The sequence below is a fragment of the Desulfonatronospira sp. genome (assembly GCA_003563255.1).
Lineage (GTDB): Bacteria > Desulfobacterota > Desulfovibrionia > Desulfovibrionales > Desulfonatronovibrionaceae > Desulfonatronospira.
Map to the genome: position 1 here is coordinate 1 of PWSL01000187.1, position 21,302 is coordinate 21,302.

Sequence of the window (21,302 nt, forward strand, 5' to 3'; positions counted from 1 at the left end):
CCGGCGTGGCCCACTTCCATGTGTACATATTGCCTGCCGCGATCTCCGTATCTGCCGGTGGTCCGTTCATATATCCCGGCAATAACCACCACGGCCGGAGCATCCCTCACCGCGGACTGCCCCAGAGCGCTTCGGTGCAGATCCCCCTGGACATTGCCAGCCTTTTCTTTACTCAGCATGTGCTCTTTTGGAAGATAGCGATAAACGCCTGCTTCCAGGCCCTCCACTTCACCAGCCACCAGGAATACCTCAAGAGGGAACAGCGCCCCGGCGGAAGGAGCAGTGCGAAAATTGCGCTGAGGTCTGTTAACCCCTTGCGCAGCCCACAATAACTGGGCTGCTTGCTCTAGTTTGAGGGGCTTGTCAGCATAGGACCTGGTGGACTTGCGCTTGCTTAAAGCCTGTTCCAGGCTGGTTTCCCCTTCTGTAGTGAATTCAGGCAGTTCCATCTTTTCCTGGGCTGCGGCTTTCTTGAAAAACATACTCTCACCTCCTTGCAGGCTGAATCCGGCCAAAAAACATAGATTCAACCCTACCGTCATCAGAAAAATTTTCCCAGATGTGGCGAATGTCGATGTCATAATTAACCTCCCTGGTCTGTATGATTGGATTATTTTTATTATTATAACAAGAAGGTCAGGCGGGTCAAGGAGTTGAGCTAAATGTTGTCAGGCTTTTTTGGCCTGTAATTTGCTTGAATTCAGCTCAGGAGGAAAAAATATGCAGGACGGCATGTACAGCGCGTTTTTCGGGGCCATGAGCCAGGAAGCCAAGATGAATACCATAAGCAACAACCTGGCCAATGTGAATACCACCGGGTACAAACGCGACAAGATAGCCTTTGAGGATGTTTTTATCCGTTACGCCTCGGATTACGGAGATCCCAATATGACCCTGGAAGATCGCCTGCCCTGGCCCGAGTCCAAGTTACGCAGCCAGACCAGGCCCAGTCCTGTTCATCTGGATCTGCAGGACGGGGACATGAAAAAGACCGGCAATCCTCTGGATTTGGCCATTTCAGGTGAGGGTTTTTTTGAGGTGACGACACCCGAAGGAGAGACGGCCTATACCCGAAATGGATCATTTTTACGTCACCCGGATACAGGGCACCTGGTAACGGGCCAAAATTTTGAATTGCAGGGGGAGGGCGGGCCCATTGAAATTCCGGAAAACGCTGCCAGCATTACAGTGGGAGAAAACGGCGAAGTCCTGGCAGACGGGGAACTGCTGGATGTTATCCTCCTGACTACATTCACCGATTTAAACGCTCTGGAAAAAAAAGGCAGACAGCTTCTACAGATAAAAGATGGAGCGGATTCAGCACCTATACCCGCTGAAACAGCCCGCATTCAGCAGGGGTTCCTGGAAAATTCCAACGTGGACCCGGTATATGAAATGGTCAATATGATCAGTACCATGCGCAACTTTGAGGCCCTGCAGAAAATGATGACCAGTTCCCATGAAAAGGATCAGCAATTGATCCAGCAGGTGGGCACTGTCAGATAAATGGCATAAATGGATTTTTTTTACATCAGCAAAACAAATGGAGACAGCCTTATGATGCGATCACTCTGGACAGCAGCAACCGGCATGGCCGCCCAGCAGATGAATATTGACGTTACCGCCAACAACCTGGCCAATGTGAATACAGATGGTTTCAAAAAAAGCCGGGCCCAGTTCGAGGATCTCATGTACCAGACCCTGAAGGTAGCGGGTACTGAAAACCTTACCGGCGACAGGATCCCCACAGGCCTGCAGGTGGGTATGGGAACCAACCCCCTGTCGGTACACAAGATATTTACCCAGGGTGACTACAAGCAGACCGGCAATCCCCTGGATCTGACCATTGAAGGCGATGGCTTTTTCCAGGTTATAGCCAATGATGAGATCAGATATACCCGGGCAGGAGCTTTCGAGCCTGACCAGGACGGAAGACTGGTTACTGCAAACGGTTATGCACTGCAGCCTGAGTTCCACATTCCTGAGGATACTGCCAGAGTGCATGTAAATGAACAGGGAAAAATCATTTGTGTTGACGGTGCTGATGAAGTTCTGGCTGAAGGTGAAATTCCTGTCTACAGGTTTATGAACCCGGCAGGGCTCAACAGCGCCGGGCGCAACCTCTACTCTGAAACAGAGGCATCAGGCCCGGCCACAGAAGGGGTACCTGGAACTCAGAATTTTGGAAGTATCCGCTCCGGGGCCCTGGAAAGTTCCAACGTTGAAATCGTGGATGAAATGGTGAACATGATCATAGGTCAAAGGGCCTATGAAATCAATTCCAAGGCCATTCAGACCTCGGATCAGATGTTGCAGATGGCCAACCAGATGAAGAGGTAGTGTTTTCAGAGGATGAGTCAACAGCGCAAAGCCTGGATTGGGTTGCATAACATTTTAACACTACAGCGACACTTTATTTAAGCTGGAAGGGGACTGGCTCTTTTGCCGCCGGATAGCCCGGCCGTTTTACGGGTTGAGGTCGGCAAAAGTGCCTGTCCCCGATGGCCGAGACGAGAATATATCCAAAGTGTCGCTGTAGTGTTAAGTAGATAACGGATTTTCTGGTGAAGTTATGGTGAAGTTCAGAAAAATAATAATAAAGATATGTATCTGCTTTGTTGCAGTCCTGATGATTACGGGGAGTGACTCCGGGATGGCCGGTTCCAGTGAAGGGCTTTTCTGGATCGACGAGCATGTGGCCATTTCAGGAGACGTAATTACTTTCGGGGATATTGCCACTCCTAGAAATGCCAGGGCTGAACAGTACTGGTCTGACATCAAGGATACCCAGCTCTGGAGGGCTCCCAATGCCGGGCAACGGATTGTTCTGGACCGGGCCAGAGTGCAGCAGCGCCTGGAGGTGGCCCTGGGAGATTTGGCGCAGGCCAGCATAATTCCCCGGGAGATTATATTTCAAAGGGGTAGAAGGGTCCTGGATGATGACCACCTGGAGGACATTGTGCGGGATTATATCGGGCCCAGGGTGAATTCATTGGGAGAGAGAATAGTGTTTCGCGATTTTAGACTTCCATCCCCTATTTTTCTGGAAAGCCCTTACGAGGAAGTAGAGATTGAGACTGTCCGCGATCCAGGTCCGGGACGCAACAGCCTGAGGTTTGTAGTCCGCGACGGTCATGGTCAAGTGGTCAGGCGGCACACCGGCAATGTTTTTGTGGATGTCTGGGTCACTGTTGCCTGCGCGGACCGTCCTCTGAACCGGGGGGACATTATTGAGCCGGGGGACGTCCGTTTTGAGGAAAAAAACCTGGCTTACGTACGCCGCGAAGTGTGGAACGGTCAGAGTGGTCCCTGGCGCATCAGGTCCAGTATAGGGCAGGGGCAGCCCATTTACAAGAGAAGTCTTGAACCGGTGCCCATGGTCAGCAGAGGAAGCCGTGTGGACATGGTTTATGAAGGTAATCACCTGACCCTGGTGGTTCCGGGCAAAGTCCTGGAAGACGGCCAGAGAGGCGATCGCATTATGGTCCGCAACATGCAGAGCAACAAAGAAGTCCGGGCCACTGTCGAGAGCAGCGGCAGGGTCAGCACCAGGTAATTACGACATAATGGAGTTGAGTATGAATACCTACAAAGTAATAATTGTGTTTTTTGCGGCCATTTTCCTGGCAGCCTGCGCCCCGGCGCATAAAAAATCCACCCCTATGCCCTCCTACGGTCCTGAGCAGTACCCTGATCCCGGTGCCATTACAGAAGCGGATTCTCCATCTCTTTTTCAACCCCATCGCACCCGGTTTTTATTCGGAGACAACCGGGCCAGAAATGTCGGGGATATAGTAACTGTGCATATTCAAGAATCCTCGGATGCTGAAAGCAGGGCCAATACTGATTACGATAGAAGCAGTGCGATGAATTTCAATTCCATGCCCATAAGTGCTGTAGCTGGAGGATTTTTCCCCGGAGTTGGACCTGCCGGAACTATGGGGGCTGATCCCAGGGTGTCTTCGGACTCCACAAGCGATTTTGAAGGAGACGGCACCACTTCCCGGGGATCGAACGTGCAGGCGAGTATTTCAGCCAGGGTTGTGGAAGTCATGGATGGAGGAGTGATGCACATTGAGGGAGCCAGGCAGATAAAAGTCAACAATGAAACCCAGATCATCGCGGTCAGGGGGCTGGTACGTTCCAGGGATGTGGATTCCAACAATTCCATTTCTTCCACTCAGCTGGCCGATGCTCAGATAGAAATGTACGGGGAAGGCATCCTGGCGGATCAGCAGCGTCCGGGCTGGCTGTCAAGAGCGCTGGGTAAAGTCTGGCCGTTTTAGGCGCTTAGTATCTGTTTAACGCCTGCCTAAAAATAGCTGAACAGATATCCGGATAATAATCTTGAAAAAGAGTGCAAAGCGAAGGGCCTTTTATGAATATTACAGGTAAAGTCAAGGCAATATTCCTGGCGGTTGTGGCGATTTTCGTCCTGGGGATCTGGGACAGTGTGCAGGCGGTGCGCCTGAAAGATGTGGCTACCTTCAGCGGGGTTCGTGAAAATCAGCTTGTGGGCTACGGACTGGTTGTGGGCCTGGACGGCAGCGGAGACAGTCAGGCATCTCCCTTTACCCTGCGCTCCATGTCAAACATGCTGGAGGGCATGGGGGTCAGCGTCAATCCTGCTGACCTGCAGCCGGATAATGTGGCCGCAGTAATGGTTACCGCCAGCATGCCCTCCTCGGCCAGGCCCGGGAGCAAGCTGGACGTAACTGTTTCCTCCATGGGGGATGCAGACAGCCTCCTGGGGGGGGTGCTGATCCAGACTCCCTTGAGCGGGATCGACGGTCAGATTTATGCTATCGCCCAGGGACAGCTCACCGTGGGAGGATATTCTGTAGCCGGCGATGCTGCCGAAATTACTACGGGAGTACCTACGGGTGCCAGGATTCCTGGCGGAGCCACAATTGAAAGGGAGATCCCCTACAGGTTCAACACTCAGAATGAAATCGTGGTCAACCTGAATATGCAGGACTTTTCCACCACGGCCCAGGTAACAGAGAGTATAAATGAGCATTTTGGGAGCAACCTGGCCTATGCCGAGGATAATTCCACCATTCGTGTGGATATCCCGGATGGTTTTCGTGGTAATCTGGTTCCCTTTATGGCTGCCCTGGAACATCTGCAGGTCTCCCCGGACAGCCCCGCCAGGGTGGTGGTGGATGAAAAGACCGGCACCGTGGTCATAGGAGAGCACGTGCGCCTGTCAAGAGTAGCCATTTCTCACGGTGCCCTGACGGTTATGGTCAGGGAGGTGCCCGATGTTTTCATGCCCCTGCCCTTTACCGATGCCCCTCCGGTAATAGTCCCGGAGACGGAAATAGATATTATCGAGGAGGAGCGCCAGTTGAGCATCATCGAGGGTGCCACTATCAACGAGCTGGTGGATGGACTCAATGCCATAGGGGCCACCCCCAGGGACCTTATATCCATTTTGCGCACTTTGAAGGCAGCGGGTGCGTTGCACGCTGAACTAGAGGTGATCTGATCATGAGTTCTATTGTTTCAAACCAGGGAATGGATCAGCTGCAGCAGGGTCTTTCCGGACGCAAGGATGCGACAGTTAAAAATCTGCAGGACAGGTTTGGGTCAGGCAATGCCGATAAAAAGGCACTGCGCAAGGCCAGCCAGGAGTTCGAAGCCATATTCATTCAACGCATCTGGGAACAGATGCGTAACACTGTGCCCAAGGACAGCTACCTGCACAGTGATGAAAAAGAAATGTATATGTCCATGTTTGATGAAAAGATTTCAATTGAGATGGCCAAAAGCGGCGGTATAGGCTTGGCTGATCTGATTTTTAACCAGTTGAGCGGACAGGTGGAGAAATCCAATATTGAAGCCAGCACTGATACCCGGCCAAACCGCAATCCTGCCCCGGAAGGGAAAAATTTTCCTGCCCAGGAAGAAGATAAGAACTCCAGGGATTATATCGAGCACAATCTGCAGGTCCAGAGAATCCTGGACATGAACATTCCATCGGACAGAAAAGCCGAGATGCTGGCTGGGCAAATTGAAGCCGCCTTTGGCAGGAATAAGCCTGACCTTCCTGAACTGAAGCCTGATAAAGAAGAACTTGATACTCTGGAGTCCCTGGAACCAAAGGAGTCCCCGGCACCCCTGGAGTCCGTGGAAGACCCAGGACGACAGGCTTTGCCGCCATTGCAGTGGCCGGTGCAGGGCCGGGTAAGTTCCGGGTTCGGCTGGCGCGAGGATCCCTTTACAGGGCAACAGACCTGGCATGCTGGAATTGATTTTGCAGTAGAAGAAGGCACACCGGTAAAGGCCAGCTGGCCGGGTGAAGTTGTTTTTTCTGGCAAGGACGGGGGATACGGCAACAAGGTAATTATACAACATCCTCTGGGATGGAAGAGTGTCTATGCCCACAACAGCAATAACCTGGTCGAGGTAGGGGATAAAGTGGACCAGGGCCAGGAAATAGCCATGTCCGGCAACACTGGCAGGTCAACAGGCCCGCACCTGCATTTTGAGATAAGGCAGGGTGACATGGCCTGGGATCCAAACCTGATTAAGGACAGGATGCTTGCAGGGCTGAATATCGGATACGCCGAATCATAGGAGGTGCTGGATGGATATAATGGCCGCACTGAAACGCCAGAAACTGGCATTGAAGCTTCTTCTTCTGCTTTTACAGGAGGAGTATTCCGCACTGATGAACAATCGTCCTGAAAAGGTGTCATCCCTTGAATTCTCCCTGCAGGAACTGGTGCGCCAGATGATCCGGGAAAAGGAAGATTTAATCAACACGGTCCAGGGCGCAGGTTTCGACGGTCTTGGTGATTATATTTCCGGCATGGATGAGGTCGTCAGGCAGCAGTATCTGCAAATGCTTCAGGAATTGGAGCAGGAAGAGAAAAACATGGCCTTGCAGGCAGTAAAGAACGCTTCTATTGCCCAGGCCTTGTCTCATCAGAGTGCCATGCTGGCCCGGGAGTTTATTGAACAGGCAACCCCCAGGCAGCCCAGCAATTACTCGGCTGATGGCAGGCGATATAACGATTTCAGCAGGGAAGCCGGTTTTTTCAGGGGGAGAATGTAATGTCAGGCATTCATGCGCTTATGAATTCAGGGCGGACGGCTCTTTTTGCCAATCAGAGCGCCCTTCAGACTACCGGCAACAATATTTCCAATGTCAATACCGAAGGGTACCGGCGCAGGGAGGTTCGCCTGGAGGAGTCCATGGCGCTGGACAAGGCCCCGGGGCAGATCGGCACCGGAGTCAACGCCAAGGAAGTCTTCAGATACTTTGATTCCTTTATCGAGACCCAGTACAACGACAAATCCTCGGACAGGGAGATGTGGGAGGCCGTGTATGAACAGCTGTCCAGCCTCGAGTTGCTGTTCAACGATAGCCGGGAAGGCAGAATGAATGAGGCATTGTCTGAGTTCTGGAGGGACTGGCAGGAATTGTCCAAAAGGCCGGATGACAACAATGTCCGGACCGCTCTTCTGGGCAAAACCGCCAATCTGGTCGAGACCTTCAGGTCCATGGACAAGGATCTGTCCAAGCAGCGAAAGCAGGTGGATGAGATGATCCGAAAGGATGTGACCAGGGTGAACGAGATCCTGGGAGAAATCGCTGAAATAAACAAAATGATCAAAATGCGGGAGGTGCCGGGCAGCATCAACATGAATGAGCTTCACGACAGGCGTGATCTGCTTGTGCGCGAACTGGCCGAGAAGGTCGATATAAATTACATGGACAAGGGCGGGGAAGTAACCATCCAGACCAAGGCCGGGCATACCCTGGTGCAGGGCGGGGAGACTTTCAAGCTCAAGTTTGAGGAGCCCAAGGCATTTCCTAATGTGAAGTCAAATTTTGACGGGGAAATAAAGTTCACTGGATCTTCAGGTTATGAGTTGACCATAGAAATATTGCCGGGTGATAATGAATTCAAAGTTTCTTTGGATGGCGGCAAAAACTGGCTCAAGGAAGATAATGGAGATATAAAAGAGTTTTCAGTTGGAGCAGGGTATGAAAACCGGGTTAGCCTGCAGGTGAATGATATCGAGATCTGGTTTGAGGAAGGTCCGGGGCCAAACCCTCTATCGGAGGGAGATGAGTTTACTATAGTCCCCAAGAGCGCCGTTTACTGGGAAAGAAACACCTCTTCAGATATGATTATTTCTCCCCAGGTTATGAGTGACGGCACCCTCAACGAACGACGTCTCACAGGCGGTTCAATTGCGGGTTACTTAAATTTCCGGGATCACTATGCCGGCAAGTACAGTGAAAAGCTGGACGCCCTGGCCGGGTCTCTGGCCTGGGAGGTCAACAGGATCCACTCCAACGGTGCCGGCCTGGAGCACATGAAGTACGCTGAGGGCACCTACCAGGTAACTAGGACTGATGCAGAGCTTGGCAGCCCCAATTCTGGACTTCCCTACCGAGAAAAGTTGCAGCCCGGGAATTTCACCATTCATGTATACGATGAGAATGGAGATGTTGAGTCTTTGTCTCCAAAGTTTCCCACTCAAGGCGAGTTGGGCAACGATCCCGATGGTTGGAATGGAAATTTTGATCCGGAAATACACAGCCTGGAACATGTCCGAGATGCTATTGATCATCTGGATGATATTGAAGCAGCCATAGTAAATAACCGCCTGATTATTTCAGCAGAAGACGGTTACCAGTTTTCCTTCAGCGACGATTCCAGCGGTCTCCTGGCCGGTCTGGGCCTGAACACTTTTTTTCAGGGCCATGATGCCGGCTCCTTTGCTGTAAATGACAAGGTGCGCAACAATATCGTTCATATAAATGCCGGATCAGTAAACGGGGCTGGAGAGGCCAATATCGGGGACAATACAACCGCCCTGCAGATCGCCTCTCTCCAGGACAAAAAGGTGGACATAACCACCACCTTTGAAGGCAAAACATCCCAAACCATTCAGAATTACTACAATTCTCTGTCCGGAAATGTGGGGTCGGATACCAGCATGTCCAGGTTCAATGCTGAATATAACAGGTCTCTCGCCGCCGACCTCAACCGCAGGCAGGAGGAAAAGTCCGGGGTGAACCTGGACGAAGAGATGAGCAACCTCATCAAGTACCAGCATGCATACCAGGCTGCGGCCAGAATGATAAGCACCGCGGATCAGATGATGCAGACCCTGCTGGGCCTGAAAATGTAAACACGAGGTAAACGGATATGCGTGTATCCCATAACATGATGTATCATAGCTTTCTTCAGAATATGAACAGGTCCACTACTGAATTGATGGAGTTGCACAACCAGGCCTCCAGTCAGAAAAAGGTCAACAAGCCATCAGACGATCCGGTGGGCATGTTCAGAATTCTTGGATATCGTGACTCCATAGCCGCCCTGGACAAGTATCAATCCAACGTGGATACCGCCAAGGGCTGGCTGAACCTGGCTGATGAAACCCTGATACAGGCCAACAATCTGCTGATCAGGGCCAAGGAACTGGCCGAACAGGGAGCCACCGGCACCCTGAGTCCGGAACAGCGGGAGATTGTGGCTGGCGAAGTGCAGCAGGTCTTTAACCAGATGATCAACCTGGCCAATACCAGATATGAAGGCAAGAGCATATTCGGCGGGCACAAGACTGACGATACAGCGTTTGAGAAAGCAATGTGGGTGACCAGTAATAAGACGCTTCAGGATGGAGATATCACAGAAGTTATTGTACAAGGACGGGTGGATCAGTCAATAAAGGTTGAATTTCGTGAAAATGATGATGGAGACCTCCAGTACAGATTTTCCGAGGATGGAACCAGGACCTGGAGTGAGTGGAAGGACTATGATAATATTGATAATGAACTCACCCTTGGAAGTGATGATCAGGTAGTCGTGAAGCTTAGAGATAACTTTTTTGACGGTTATAATGCTGACGATTTAGATGATCTGGAGTTCTGGGTGAGACCCACTGCCGAATATAAGGGAGATGATGAGGACCGCAATATTATTTCCGCTTATACTCAGGCAGATATAAGTGATATTGGGGATATAAAAGCTATAGGCAGATTTGAAAACAATGTAACCATAAGAATAGACGATGTTAGTGGAAATGATGTAACATATTCCTACAGCCAGGACGGGGGGAGCACCTGGAATACAGGAAATACTGCTACCCGGGATGACGATAATGATGAAATCAAATTCCTTGTTCCAGGAGGACGCCTACAGATTGATGGTTATGATCCTAATGATCCTAATAATGATGAGCTCAATGAAGACGATCAGATAGTCATCCGCCCCAACAAGGCTGCCATAAACTTCGAGATTTCATCCGGTGATTATATCCAGGTGAATAACATTGGCAAGGATGTGTTCGGGGGGATTTACAAAAATACTGATGGCGAATACGTAAAAGCCCCAGACGGCCCCCAGAACGTCTTTGAGACCCTGGGGGAGCTCATCGGCTACCTGGAAACCGATGACGAGCAAGGCATTCAGAAGTCCCTGGAAAACATCGACGAATCCCTGAAGCACATATCTGCTAAGCTGGCAGACGTGGGCGCGCGTGAAAACCGACTGGCAGTGGCCTCTACTGTTCTGTCCGGGCTGGAGCACAATGAAAAGGGTAGAATGAGCAACATAGAAGACGTGGACATAGCCGAACTTATGTCCCGCCTGGCCAGCCGGCAGATGACATATGAAGCGGTCCTGAGATCATCTTCCCTGCTTATGCAGATGAGTCTTGTAAATCATATTTAATAGGCGGCTATGCTCATACTCACACGTCGTGCCGGGGAAAGCATTCACCTGGGCGAAGACATAATCATATCCGTCCTCAGCATGAAGGGCAAGCAGGTCAAGCTGGGCATAGATGTGCCTGAAGACCTGCCGGTCTACCGGGAAGAGGTGTTCAAAAAGATTCAACAGGAAAATGAACAGGCTATCCTGGCCTGTTCACAGGATTTATTAGTGGCAGCTGATTTATGGAAGACACAGCACAAAGAAAAGTAGAAACAAGGCTGGGTGAGTTTCTAGTGGATGAAGATAAGGCCATTCACTTCCCCCGAGGGCTCATTGGCATGGAGCGTTTCAAGGACTTTGCCCTGCTGCAGATCAAACCGGACTCGCCTTTTTTACTGCTGCAAAGCCTGGATGATGCCAGGTTGGGCCTGTTGGTAACCGATCCGTTTACCTTTTTGACAGACTTTGCGGTACGCTTGAGCAGCTTTGAGGAAAATATACTCCAGGTGAAGGCCCAGAAAGACCTGGCCATCCTTGTCACCGTGTCCATACCCGGAGACAGACCTGAATCCGCTACCCTGAACCTTACAGGGCCGATAGTTCTCAACTCCAAAAAAAAGCTCGGCCTGCAGACGGTGCAGACCGAGCCTGAAACCAGAAGCCGTATTATGCTCTCAGAGCTGAAAAGCAATCAGGAGCAGTCCGATACTACTCATTTATAGACCTTCCCATCCAGTTTTCCAGATCTTCACGTATCATCTTTTCGGCGGTTTTGCGGGCATCCAGCTGGTATGACCCGTCCGCCACCCGCTCCCTGAGATCCTGGACCTTTTCCATTCTGACCTCATCACTGTCGACTGCAGCCTGCATGGCGGCGTGGTGCAGCTTTGCTCCCTGGGACAGTGTGACTTTGTCGCCGCTCTGTCCCTGGAGGGAGGACTTCCTGGCTTCCTTGTCGGCCCTGGTCTTATCTGTTCTGGACTGTTCATATGTCTGAATCCCAGTGGGGAATCCTTTTATCTGCATGGGTACCTCCGTTTGGTTTCGGCTGGTGCCTTACCAAATTTATCGGACAAATTCGCCGTGACTTAAGCCTGTTGTGCACATTTTTCAACATCATGAGATAAATGTCAAACATTTCAGGCTGCAAATCTATTTTAACCTGTCGTACTGTATCTGTTCAGCGCTTTGCATTTGGCATGGCTTTCTGACTGGAGGTATACAGCCCTTGAAAATTGAAGAACATGTTGTTCCGATATTTGTGCAAAATATATTTGGGTAGCGGGCACGGACCCTGTCAGAGCATGGTCCGGTTTACTTTGTCCAGGGTGATTTCCCAAAGCTTGCGAAGAATCCTGTCTTTTTCGTGTATATTTAATTCCTGAGGACCGTCATCGCCGGGCTTGAGCACCTTCATATCCTCTCCGGTGGGAGGGTAGTGGAAAATCAGGTCAGAGTTCATTTCCTGGCGAAGCTCTTCCTTTATTTCCTGAACTATCATGTTGTTGCTGTCGGATGTGATCAGGTTTTCTACAATTTCCCTGGCTACTCTTTCTACCATGGCTCTTCTCTTTTTTTCTCTGGATTTTGGATGCAGGCTGTCCCCGTCAGGACCACGCAGGTATCTGGACAGCCGGGAAAGCTTACGCCCCGTGACCAGCTGGCGATCATAGTTATTAAACATATTTTTTAACAGGGATTGGTTGATAGTCATATTCAGCCTCTTCTGGTTATTTGTATCGGCAGGATATGAAAAAGCTTTAGCTAAAATCAACATTTTTTTTCGTTTCTGTTGTGCCGAAGATCTTATATCTGCAAACTCCCTGTTTTTATTGACTTTATACTACTTCTCACTGCCTTCAACAAAAATGAGAACCACGCTGACAGTGACGCTTAGCAGGGAAGTCCCCGGTCGCACCTGAGGCGTGACTGCATGCATCACCTTTGATGCCCTCTGAAGGATTGCCTGGATCCGGTACAGTCAAGTTCTCCTTGAATGATTTCAGGATATTGGCTACAAAAAAAATAGACCGCAGTTGGAGCCGTAATGGCCGGCTACCGATAAATCAGGCTCCAGGGAACCTCCAACCAGCTGCATCCTAACTATGAGAATTAAAAATATTGTGTTGGCCACTAAAATGGAAAGCAGGGAAGCCAGGAACATGGCCCAGGAAATCAGGGCCTGGCTGGAAAGCAAGCATTGCAACACCTGCAGGGCTGATTTTCCCTATGAAAACGATATAGAGAGATTGTCCTGGGACAGAGTGGATCTGATCCTGGTCCTCGGCGGGGATGGTACGATGCTGAGCGTCGTGCGCACTCTGCTGGACAACCAGGTGCCCTTTTTAGGGGTCAACCTGGGCAAGGTGGGCTTTCTGGCCGAGGTGTCCCCTCTGACCTGGAAAGAGCAGCTGAACATGGTCCTGGAGTCGGGCGGCAGGATTTCTCACAGGGTGGTACTGGAGTATTCCATATTCCGGAGAGGGCGTAAGAGGGACACGGGTGTAGCCGTCAACGAACTTGTGGTCAGCCGGGGTGAACTGGCCAGGATAATTTCCCTGGACCTGGAGTCATACCAGGGCGCCCTGGAATCCATCCGTGCAGACGGCCTCATTGTGTCCACCCCCACAGGTTCCACTGCTTACTGCATATCTGCCGGAGGGCCGCTGGTGCACCCTGAAATGCAGGCAATGATCCTGACCCCGGTGTGCGTCTTTCTGCACGACTTCAAACCCCTTGTAATGCCGGCCTCGGAGTCTTTCCTGCTGCGCATCGGCGACTCCACCCAGGAAGCTTACCTGACTGTAGACGGTCAGTCGGGTTTCGTTTTAAACCCCGGTGACGAACTGAGAGTAAAAAGGTATAATATTGACCTGCAGCTTCTCATGTGTCGCGACGAGGGGTTTATAACCAAGCTCAGGTACAAAAAGTTTTTCATCAGGGGGTAAAAGTGTCGACGTTGCCGCACATTTCATCTTATTCCAGGATATACTACGGCCAGGATCCGTACCTGGACGCCTGGCTTCTGCATTTCATGCTGGAAAACAACATTGAGCATCTGGTAAATCCCAGGGTCAATGCCTCGGCTGAACAGCTGCGCTTTATGGTGGATATTAACGAAGGTCAGCTTTTCACCCCCTGTACTGACTGGATGTTCGCCAATCTCCTGCAGACCAGGATGAGCCCTGAGCTCAAAAAAGAATACCTCGAGATATGGAAGAAACTGATTTTTTTGATTAGAAATTACTCCAGCGATGATTTTATTAAAAAAAAGGTCCTTTCCCTGTGCAGGCACATCTTCGGCAAGGTACTCAGATCTCCATTCATGATTCCATCCAGGCTGCATAAAAGAATGCTGGATATATTTCTGAGCCAGAACTCCCTGCAGGACCCCTATCTGGAGCGCAAATGCGCTTATAACCGCAGGGCCCTGGAATTTATGCATACCCCCGGGTTTTTCAGGTTTATCAGTTCCTGCCCCAGCTCCACTATGAGCTGCGAACGGATTCAGGACCTGCGCTGGGAACTGGATCTTCTCGAGCTAAAGCGCTTTTTTTGCCTGTCCACTTGGGACAGCATCTGGAGAGAAGAGGATTTCACCCCGGACCAGCAGGAGATTGAACAGGAACTGAGCCGTATATGGCAGGGTTTCAGGGAAGTGATGACCAGGCTGTTCGGCCCGGAAAACGTGTACCGGCTCAAGATCCTTTACCTTCCAAGCCAGAGCGGAGGTCTGGTTTTTGATATGCAGGTGATTTATAATCTCATCCGCCAGGGGCACAAGGTAACTCTAGCCCTCAAGGAGGGTTTTTACTATGAGTATCCTACATTATGGGACAGCTATGCCGATAATATCCAGGCTCACCTGCTCACGGACGCCAGTATTATCGAGGAAAGCCAGGCCTCCAAGAATGAATTTTTAAAAAAACAAAGAGAAAACAATCTGGTGGTGATTTCCGACGGCAGCCGGGAGAGGCTGAACCTGTACCGGACCAGTGTCACTTTTTCCAGGGCATGGAAAGAATCCGATCTGATCATTGCCAAAGGCCTTGGTAATTACCGTAGGCTGATACAGAACTCACATTATTTCACCCGGGATATCCTGTGTCTTTACCGGGATGATCATAATGAGGTGCAGTTCGAATTCAAAGCCAAAAGTATCAGGGTACGCAAGATCACTGAAAAGGAAATCCTGGCCAAGGCCGAAAAAATTAAACGCCAGATGGCAGAAGCCAGAATGCAGGGTCAGATGGTCCTGTTTTACAGCGCCATCATTGGGAGCATTCCCGGTCAGACAAAAACGGCTCTGAGGGTGCTCAATACGTTTGTGGACTATATGCGCAGCCGCACGTCGGGTACTTTTATAATCAACCCGGCCGAGCATTTTGAGCAGGGCATGGATGGGGACGATCTTATGTACATGTGGGAGATTGTGCAGCGCAGCGGACTCATCGACGTCTGGAGGTTTCAGAGTGTCCGCGACATTGAAAAGAGTTTCGAGCTGATGGGAGAGCGTGTCCCGCCTGTGTGGGCCGGAAAGGATGCCACTTTTTCCACAGGATGCACCAAGGAGATGCACATTGCCCTGGATGTACAGAAAAAGTATCCTGAAATGCAGATTATCGGCCCCGGTCCGGAGCAGTTTTTCCGGCGCAGAGAATATGGAGTGGGCAAGTTTTTTGACGTGAATATTGACAAGGAGCCGGGCAAATATGGCAGGTTTTAGACAAAGGGACGCAGCATTCACAGGTTGCAATGTAAAGTTTGTCGGTCGGATAATTGTTGTTTTTCTGTTTGTATTGCTTGTATGGGGATGTGCCCCGAAAGAGCCGGTTCTGAAACCGGAACCCGTGGATATTCCACCCCTTTTCGCCCCTGTGGATGGCCATGATGTTGTGGGGCTTCTTCAGAAAGACCTGGAGGAGCAGGGGCTGGAAAGCTGGATGGACCTGGCTCCAGCCCTGGAAAAGAGCCTTTATTACGTCAGGACCAGGGATGAAGGCCGAAAAGCGGTTTGCGAACCAAAGCTCTGCATTACCTGGGGGGAGATCAAGGACACCCTGGAGTTGTTTCTTCTTCTATTGCCTGATATCGACCGCAACCCGAGGCTGCTTAAGCATTATTTCGATTTTTACGCGGTCAACCCGGATGTGCTGCTGACCGGATATTACGAACCCGAGCTCAGGGCTGCCAGGGAGCAGAAGGATGGTTTCAATTATCCGGTGTATGGCAGACCGGATGATCTGCACAGGGTTGACCTGGGGCAGTTTCACCCCCGCTGGGAAGGTCAGAGGCTTTCATACAGACTGGTGAACGGTGAAATCAAGCCATATTTCAGCAGGGCCGAAATAGACCGGGGAGGCGTACTCTCCGGACGCGGACTGGAGATAGCCTGGGTAGAAGATCCTATCGATCTTTTCTTTCTACATATTCAGGGTTCGGGCAGGCTGAAGTATCCCGATGGTACTTACGAACACGTCCTGTACGCGGATCAGAACGGCCGCCAGTATGTGGCTCTGGGCAGGGTCCTGGTTGAGCTGGGCTATCTGGAGCAGGGCGGGGTGAGTATGCAGTCAATAAGGGAGGTACTCCGGTCAAACCCGGATATAAAGCATGATCTCATGGCCGCCAACCTCAGCTATATTTTTTTTCACCTGGATGATGAGGGCCCAAGGGGTGCCACGGGCCAGATTCTTACCCCCTGGATCAGCGTGGCCAGTGACCCGGACCTTATCCCCTGGGGGTCTCTCATGATAATAGATGCAGAACTGCCGGAATACCAGGGCCAACAGACCCGCATCAGGGGGCCGGTAACTTCCCAGGACACCGGTGGAGCTATCAGGGGCAGACACCTTGACCTGTTCTGCGGTTTCGGGGAGAGGCCTGAATTTATTGCCGGCAAGATGAGCGGCAGGGCCGATGTTTATCTAATGGTTCGCAAACATGGTAAGAATTAACGAAATACTGGACAAAGTCTCCAGTTATCTTTCGGGCCCTGACCAGGCCCTTATTCAAAAGGCATACGTGTTTTCAGCGTCGGCCCACGCCGGACAGATCCGTCTCAGCGGAGAACCCTACCTGTCGCATCCGCTGGTGGTATCGGATATGCTGGCTGACATGCACCTGGATGCAGACACCATAGCTGCAGGTCTTCTGCACGACACCGTGGAGGATACGAAGGTCAGCCTGGAGGAAGTCCGGGACCAGTTTGGCGAAGAGGTGGCCAGGATAGTCAAGGGCGTGACCAAGATCGGCAAAATGAGCTTTGACTCCAAGGAAGAGGTCCAGGCCGAGAATATCCGCAAGATGATTCTGGCTATGGCCGATGATATCCGGGTCATCCTGGTGAAGCTGGCTGATCGCCTGCACAACATGAGAACCCTGGAGCACCAGAGCGTCGTGAAGCAGAAGGCTGTGGCCCAGGAAACCATGGATATCTATGCCCCCCTGGCCAACAGGCTGGGGCTTTACCGCCTCAAGATTCAGCTGGAGGACCTGAGCCTTCGTTACATGAAGCCTGATGTGTATTTTCAGATCCAGGAAGGTATCAACAAGCAGAAATTTGTCGGGAAGCAATACATCCAGAAGGTCTGCCAAAACATCGAGGAGATCCTGGAGAAAAACGCTATCCAGGGCCGTATTTCAGGACGTCTTAAGCATATATACAGTATCTACCACAAAATGGTGCAGCAGGGACTCAGCCTGGACCAGGTTTTTGATATAATTGCTTTCAGGGTGCTGGTGAAGAGCGTAAAGGACTGTTATGCCGTGCTGGGCCTGGTACACTCCATCTGGAAGCCGGTACCGGGGCGTTTCAAGGATTATATCTCCATGCCCAAGGCCAATATGTACCAGAGTCTGCATACCACAGTCATTGGCCCCGACGGGGAGCGCATCGAAATCCAGATTCGCACTGAGGAAATGCACAACATGGCCGAGTTCGGCGTGGCCTCGCACTGGCGTTACAAGGAGGACGGGAAAAACAGGTTCAAGGACAAGGATGCCGAGAGATTCGCCTGGCTGAGGCAGATACTTGACTGGCAGGAGGAACTCAAGGATCCCAGGGAGTTTATGGCTTCACTGCGTTTTGATCTCTTTGAAGACGAGGTTTACGTTTTTACTCCCAGGGGAGAGGTCAAAGAGCTTCCAGAAGGGGCGACACCAATCGACTTTGCCTACATGATCCATACTGAAGTGGGGGATCGTTGCGCCGGAGCCAAGGTCAACGGCAAACTTGTTCCTCTGAACACCGCCCTGAAAAACGGCGACACAGTGGAGATCATAACCGATTCCCACCGGCACCCCAGCCGGGACTGGCTGAGACTGGTCAAGACCGCCAAGGCCCGCACCAGGGTCAAGCAGTGGATCCGCAACGAAGAGCGTCAGCAGAGTATTGCCCTGGCCAAAGAAGTTTTGGAAAAGGAGGGGCGCAAGCTCGGCGTCAACATGAACAAGGTCCTCAAGCAGGGCCAACTGCAGCCCATAGCCCAGGACCTGTCCTACAAGTCCGTGGAGGACCTGCTGTCAGCAGTGGGCTATGCCAGGATTACCCCCAGGCAGGTACTGAACAGGCTTCTTCCCCGGGAAGAGGAAAGGCCGGTCAAAAGCGATCCAGCAGAGTACCAGGAACGGCAAGAGGAAAAACCAGCCCCCCCGGTGTCAAAAAAAGAGGGTGTGCAGATAAAAGGAGTGGGGGATGTGCTGGTGCGTTTTGCCAGGTGCTGCAATCCCCTGCCGGGCGACCCGATTGTGGGTTATATCAGCCGGGGCAGGGGCGTAACCATCCATACCACGGAATGCGCCAACTGCCAGGAGATGGAACCGGAACGTAAACTGGAAGTTTCCTGGGCCGGGGAGACCGACAAGGATTTTCCCGCCAAGATCAAGATGCTGTGTCAGAACCGCAAAGGTGTCCTGGCCAAGATAAGCGGACTCTTGACCAAAGAAGACGTAAATATTGACGCGGGCACCTTCAAGTCCAACGTGGACGGCAAGACTGAAGTGGTCTTAACGGTCATGGTACAGGATTCAAAACATCTGTACTCAACCATTGAAAAGCTGCGCAGGCTGTCTGAAGTGCAGGAGGTAATGCGAATTGCGGAATAGCTCGCCAGAGATAAGGATGACGTAACCATTCAGGGGATGCCGCTGTCTGCCTGGGGACTGTCCCGCACTTATTTTTTTCTGATGAGCAATATAAAGATGTGAGCGTTGGAAAAATAAGTGCGGGACAGTCCCCAGGCCTGGTGCCAGTAATCACCACCTAGGACCCCCTGAATGGTTACGTTTTGATTGGTCCGGCTGTTTCAACCCATTGAGGGCTAAACACGCTGGATTTCGAAGTTGAGGTCTTCTCCGGCCAGGGGATGGTTGGCGTCCAGGGTAACAGTCTCATCCTTGACATCTACTATGACCGCCGGAAATTCCTGGCCTTCAGGGTGCCTGAGCATCAATTGCTGGCCTACGTTCTGGGGGATTTCGTCGGGGAATTTCTCCCTGGGGACATCAATAATCATTTCATCACGGCGATCACCGTAGGCCTGGTCTTTTCCAATGGTTACCTGCTTGCTTTCACCCTGATCCATATCCCGAACAGCATCCTCAATGCCAGGGATTACCTCGCCTTTTCCCATGGTAAACTCGAGAGGTTCCTTATCCTGGGAACTGTCAAAGACAGTACCGTCATTGAGCTTGCCGGTGTAATGCACTTTTACCTGGGTTCCGTCTTCTACTTTAGACATCCATTTTCTCCTTTGGTTTTTTCATTTACTTTTTTTTAATTCGAACCTTATTCACAATTTTTGGAAAATATTCCTGATGTTCTTCCAGGTTTATAGGCCGCTTTCTCATTATGTTCATCCTGGTGACCATGAGATTCAGTTTTTGAACGCGCTGGTAAGCCTCTTGCTCTTCCCGGCTGTTTTTCAAAAGCTCCCTGGTGTTGATTATTTCTTTCTGCAACTCCATTTCCGGAGGAACATAACCTGAGTTTTTCAAGATCTTGTAGGCGATGCGCATTTCCGGCGGAATATGTGAATCGTCTTTTAGTTCCAGGGGCTTGCCGCTTCCGGGAAGGTTGTCCAGCTCCCCTTTTTCCATCGCCTCCAGAATCCTTTCTTCTGCTTTTTTAGCAAAAATGTCCAATTATCAACCCTTTATACAGATCAAAGGTTTTAGTCGGGCCACCTTGCGGGCCAGAGAACTGTTGTGGCTGACTTCCACCACCCGGCTGACATCCTTGTAAGCCTCCGGGGCTTCTTCTGAAAGCCCTTTGATACTGTGACCTCTGACTTGGATATTCATTTTTTGCAAATGGTCAATAACCTGTCGTCCGGGATATTTTTTGACCGCCTGCTTGCGGCTCATGCCCCTGCCGGCACCGTGGCAGGCAGAGCCGAAGCTGATATGCATGCCTTCAGTCGTGCCGGCCAGTATATAGGATGAGGTGCCCATGCTGCCACCTATGATGACAGGTTGTCCAGACTGACTGTATTCCAGGGGCAGGTCCGGGTGTCCAGGGCCAAAAGCCCTGGTGGCTCCCTTGCGATGAACAAACAGACGGGTTTTGCGGCCCTCAATCTCGTGCACCTCTTCCCTGCAGGTGTTGTGGCATACATCATAGAGCATGGAGGTACGGGCATCCGGAAATACTGTTTCAAAGGCCTCCCTGGCCAGGTGTGACAGTATCTGGCGGTTGGCCAGGGCACAGTTGATGGCTGCACGCATAGCCCCCAGGTACTGCTGTCCGGTGTCTGAAAAAATGGGGGCACAGGCCAGGTCCCGGTCGGGGAGACGAATCTTTTGTCTGGCTGCTTCCTGGACCATGAGACGGATGTATTCGGTGGCCACCTGATGCCCCAGTCCCCTGGAACCGCAATGGATACTCATGACTGTGTCGTCCTTGCGCAGGCCAAAGGCCCGGGCGGTGTTTTCATCGAAAATTTCCTGTATCGCCTGGATTTCCAGGTAGTGATTTCCGGAACCAAGGGTGCCCAGCTCCCGGTCCAGGCGTTTGCGGGCCTTGTCGCTCACCGCCCCGGGATCCGCCCCGTAAGCTGTGCCGCCTTCCTCGGTTTTTTCCAGGTCCGACCTTGTCCCGTAACCCCTGCCTACAGCCCATCTGCCTCCCTGGGCAAGCATCTGGTCCATTTCCTTGCTGGAAATTGTGAGCCCTTTTTTCGTGCCCAGACCCGCCGGGACATTCTGGTATAAAAGATCCGCCAGGGCCTTGCCGGAAGAAATAACTCTGTCCTTATGAATTCCTGTGAGCAGGGTACGCACTCCACAGGCGATGTCGAACCCCACTCCTCCAGCAGAGACGATTCCTCCCTGGTGAGGGTCAAAGGCACCAACACCGCCTATGGGAAAGCCGTATCCGAGATGGGCGTCCGGCATGGCCAGCGCGCCATGGACTATGCCCGGCAGAGTGGCCACATTGGCCAACTGCCTGAATACGTCCCCCTCCATGTCCGCCATGAGCTCATCATCGGCAAAGATGAAGCCCGGCACACGCATGGGCCCTTCAGGTTCCAGGCGATGTACGTATGAAGATATTCTGGTAGGCTTTTGCATATCCATTGGTGTTGCTTAATAACACTACAGCGACACTTTGTAAAA

21 protein-coding genes are annotated in these 21,302 nt (G+C 51.5%); 15 read left to right on the forward strand and 6 right to left on the reverse strand.

Annotated elements, in window-relative coordinates; translation table 11 throughout:
- Positions 1-482 (reverse strand): SagB/ThcOx family dehydrogenase (locus tag QZP87_RS05375; RefSeq protein WP_291321895.1); only part of this gene is annotated, 482 nt, incomplete at its 3' end.
- 238 nt (positions 483-720) lie between these two features.
- On the opposite strand from QZP87_RS05375, the gene flgF reads away from it, so the two are divergent.
- The 11 genes from flgF to fliW all read left to right on the forward strand — a co-directional run bounded on the left by flgF (position 721) and on the right by fliW (position 11,407).
- On the forward strand, positions 721-1,506 hold the full coding sequence (gene flgF / locus QZP87_RS05380) for a flagellar basal-body rod protein FlgF (protein WP_291321896.1): 786 nt from the start codon (positions 721-723) through the stop codon (positions 1,504-1,506).
- Between the two features lie 51 nt (positions 1,507-1,557).
- Positions 1,558-2,340: a flagellar basal-body rod protein FlgG gene (gene flgG, locus QZP87_RS05385; protein ID WP_291321897.1), complete on the forward strand. Its 783-nt coding sequence runs from the start codon at positions 1,558-1,560 to the stop codon at positions 2,338-2,340.
- A gap of 289 nt (positions 2,341-2,629) precedes the next feature.
- Positions 2,630-3,556: a flagellar basal body P-ring formation chaperone FlgA gene (gene flgA, locus QZP87_RS05390; RefSeq protein ID WP_291321898.1), complete on the forward strand. Its 927-nt coding sequence runs from the start codon at positions 2,630-2,632 to the stop codon at positions 3,554-3,556.
- A 22-nt stretch (positions 3,557-3,578) separates the two neighbouring features.
- Positions 3,579-4,286 (forward strand): flagellar basal body L-ring protein FlgH, encoded by a 708-nt coding sequence (locus QZP87_RS05395; RefSeq protein ID WP_291321899.1) that lies wholly within the window; start codon positions 3,579-3,581, stop codon positions 4,284-4,286.
- 92 nt (positions 4,287-4,378) lie between these two features.
- Positions 4,379-5,491, forward strand: a complete 1,113-nt coding sequence (locus QZP87_RS05400) for a flagellar basal body P-ring protein FlgI (RefSeq protein ID WP_291321900.1) — start codon at positions 4,379-4,381, stop codon at positions 5,489-5,491.
- 2 nt (positions 5,492-5,493) lie between these two features.
- Positions 5,494-6,582 (forward strand): peptidoglycan DD-metalloendopeptidase family protein, encoded by a 1,089-nt coding sequence (locus tag QZP87_RS05405; protein ID WP_291321901.1) that lies wholly within the window; start codon positions 5,494-5,496, stop codon positions 6,580-6,582.
- Between the two features lie 10 nt (positions 6,583-6,592).
- Complete coding sequence (flgN, locus tag QZP87_RS05410) at positions 6,593-7,063, forward strand: flagellar export chaperone FlgN (protein ID WP_291321902.1); 471 nt, start codon at positions 6,593-6,595, stop codon at positions 7,061-7,063.
- Positions 7,063-9,156 (forward strand): flagellar hook-associated protein FlgK, encoded by a 2,094-nt coding sequence (gene flgK / locus QZP87_RS05415; protein WP_291321903.1) that lies wholly within the window; start codon positions 7,063-7,065, stop codon positions 9,154-9,156. Before flgN ends, flgK begins: the two co-directional genes overlap by 1 nt.
- Before the next feature lie 17 nt (positions 9,157-9,173).
- A complete protein-coding gene (flgL, locus tag QZP87_RS05420) occupies positions 9,174-10,703 on the forward strand; it encodes a flagellar hook-associated protein FlgL (RefSeq protein ID WP_291321904.1) in 1,530 nt (509 codons plus the stop codon).
- A gap of 9 nt (positions 10,704-10,712) precedes the next feature.
- The gene (csrA, locus tag QZP87_RS05425) at positions 10,713-10,955 is read left to right on the forward strand and encodes a carbon storage regulator CsrA (protein WP_291321905.1); all 243 of its coding nucleotides are present in this window, start codon (positions 10,713-10,715) and stop codon (positions 10,953-10,955) included.
- Entirely contained in the window at positions 10,928-11,407 is a 480-nt protein-coding gene (fliW, locus tag QZP87_RS05430; RefSeq protein WP_291321906.1) for a flagellar assembly protein FliW, read from the forward strand. Before csrA ends, fliW begins: the two co-directional genes overlap by 28 nt.
- On the opposite strand, the gene flgM is transcribed toward fliW, so the two are convergent.
- Positions 11,394-11,711: a flagellar biosynthesis anti-sigma factor FlgM gene (gene flgM / locus QZP87_RS05435; protein ID WP_291321907.1), complete on the reverse strand. Its 318-nt coding sequence runs from the start codon at positions 11,709-11,711 to the stop codon at positions 11,394-11,396. The two genes, fliW and flgM, sit on opposite strands and share 14 nt — an antisense overlap.
- A gap of 271 nt (positions 11,712-11,982) precedes the next feature.
- Positions 11,983-12,399: a DVU0524 family FlgM-associated protein gene (locus QZP87_RS05440; protein WP_291321908.1), complete on the reverse strand. Its 417-nt coding sequence runs from the start codon at positions 12,397-12,399 to the stop codon at positions 11,983-11,985.
- A 391-nt stretch (positions 12,400-12,790) separates the two neighbouring features.
- Here QZP87_RS05440 and QZP87_RS05445 point away from each other — a divergent pair, with 391 nt between their 5' ends.
- From QZP87_RS05445 to QZP87_RS05460, 4 genes are read left to right on the forward strand one after another with little or no spacing between them, the layout of a single operon-like run.
- Positions 12,791-13,633, forward strand: coding sequence for an NAD(+)/NADH kinase (locus QZP87_RS05445; RefSeq protein ID WP_291321909.1), 843 nt, complete (start codon positions 12,791-12,793; stop codon positions 13,631-13,633).
- A gap of 2 nt (positions 13,634-13,635) precedes the next feature.
- Positions 13,636-15,411 (forward strand): ARMT1-like domain-containing protein, encoded by a 1,776-nt coding sequence (locus tag QZP87_RS05450; RefSeq protein WP_291321910.1) that lies wholly within the window; start codon positions 13,636-13,638, stop codon positions 15,409-15,411.
- A complete protein-coding gene (locus QZP87_RS05455) occupies positions 15,398-16,642 on the forward strand; it encodes a murein transglycosylase A (protein ID WP_291321911.1) in 1,245 nt (414 codons plus the stop codon). Before QZP87_RS05450 ends, QZP87_RS05455 begins: the two co-directional genes overlap by 14 nt.
- Positions 16,629-18,791, forward strand: a complete 2,163-nt coding sequence (locus tag QZP87_RS05460; RefSeq protein WP_291321912.1) for a bifunctional (p)ppGpp synthetase/guanosine-3',5'-bis(diphosphate) 3'-pyrophosphohydrolase — start codon at positions 16,629-16,631, stop codon at positions 18,789-18,791. The genes QZP87_RS05455 and QZP87_RS05460 overlap by 14 nt, the downstream gene beginning before the upstream one ends.
- Before the next feature lie 215 nt (positions 18,792-19,006).
- Here the strand turns inward: QZP87_RS05460 and QZP87_RS05465 are convergent, their stop codons facing one another.
- Genes QZP87_RS05465 through QZP87_RS05475 form a run of 3 tightly spaced genes read right to left on the reverse strand, consistent with a single transcriptional unit; the run spans position 19,007 to position 21,257 of the window.
- Positions 19,007-19,426, reverse strand: coding sequence for an FKBP-type peptidyl-prolyl cis-trans isomerase (locus tag QZP87_RS05465; protein WP_291321913.1), 420 nt, complete (start codon positions 19,424-19,426; stop codon positions 19,007-19,009).
- 25 nt (positions 19,427-19,451) lie between these two features.
- Positions 19,452-19,829, reverse strand: a complete 378-nt coding sequence (locus tag QZP87_RS05470; RefSeq protein ID WP_291321914.1) for a DnaJ family domain-containing protein — start codon at positions 19,827-19,829, stop codon at positions 19,452-19,454.
- A gap of 3 nt (positions 19,830-19,832) precedes the next feature.
- Entirely contained in the window at positions 19,833-21,257 is a 1,425-nt protein-coding gene (locus QZP87_RS05475) for an RtcB family protein (protein ID WP_291321915.1), read from the reverse strand.
- Positions 21,258-21,302 lie beyond the last annotated feature (45 nt).

Coding starts and splice junctions, on each gene's coding strand:
- flgF (WP_291321896.1), top strand. CDS start 721: ATGCAGGACGGCATGTACAGCGCGTTTTTCGGGGCCATGAGCCAGGAA.
- flgG (WP_291321897.1), top strand. CDS start 1,558: ATGATGCGATCACTCTGGACAGCAGCAACCGGCATGGCCGCCCAGCAG.
- flgA (WP_291321898.1), top strand. CDS start 2,630: ATGATTACGGGGAGTGACTCCGGGATGGCCGGTTCCAGTGAAGGGCTT.
- QZP87_RS05395 (WP_291321899.1), top strand. CDS start 3,579: ATGAATACCTACAAAGTAATAATTGTGTTTTTTGCGGCCATTTTCCTG.
- QZP87_RS05400 (WP_291321900.1), top strand. CDS start 4,379: ATGAATATTACAGGTAAAGTCAAGGCAATATTCCTGGCGGTTGTGGCG.
- QZP87_RS05405 (WP_291321901.1), top strand. CDS start 5,494: ATGAGTTCTATTGTTTCAAACCAGGGAATGGATCAGCTGCAGCAGGGT.
- flgN (WP_291321902.1), top strand. CDS start 6,593: ATGGATATAATGGCCGCACTGAAACGCCAGAAACTGGCATTGAAGCTT.
- flgK (WP_291321903.1), top strand. CDS start 7,063: ATGTCAGGCATTCATGCGCTTATGAATTCAGGGCGGACGGCTCTTTTT.
- flgL (WP_291321904.1), top strand. CDS start 9,174: ATGCGTGTATCCCATAACATGATGTATCATAGCTTTCTTCAGAATATG.
- csrA (WP_291321905.1), top strand. CDS start 10,713: ATGCTCATACTCACACGTCGTGCCGGGGAAAGCATTCACCTGGGCGAA.
- fliW (WP_291321906.1), top strand. CDS start 10,928: ATGGAAGACACAGCACAAAGAAAAGTAGAAACAAGGCTGGGTGAGTTT.
- flgM (WP_291321907.1), bottom strand. CDS start 11,711: ATGCAGATAAAAGGATTCCCCACTGGGATTCAGACATATGAACAGTCC.
- QZP87_RS05440 (WP_291321908.1), bottom strand. CDS start 12,399: ATGACTATCAACCAATCCCTGTTAAAAAATATGTTTAATAACTATGAT.
- QZP87_RS05445 (WP_291321909.1), top strand. CDS start 12,791: ATGAGAATTAAAAATATTGTGTTGGCCACTAAAATGGAAAGCAGGGAA.
- QZP87_RS05455 (WP_291321911.1), top strand. CDS start 15,398: ATGGCAGGTTTTAGACAAAGGGACGCAGCATTCACAGGTTGCAATGTA.
- QZP87_RS05460 (WP_291321912.1), top strand. CDS start 16,629: ATGGTAAGAATTAACGAAATACTGGACAAAGTCTCCAGTTATCTTTCG.
- QZP87_RS05465 (WP_291321913.1), bottom strand. CDS start 19,426: ATGTCTAAAGTAGAAGACGGAACCCAGGTAAAAGTGCATTACACCGGC.
- QZP87_RS05475 (WP_291321915.1), bottom strand. CDS start 21,257: ATGCAAAAGCCTACCAGAATATCTTCATACGTACATCGCCTGGAACCT.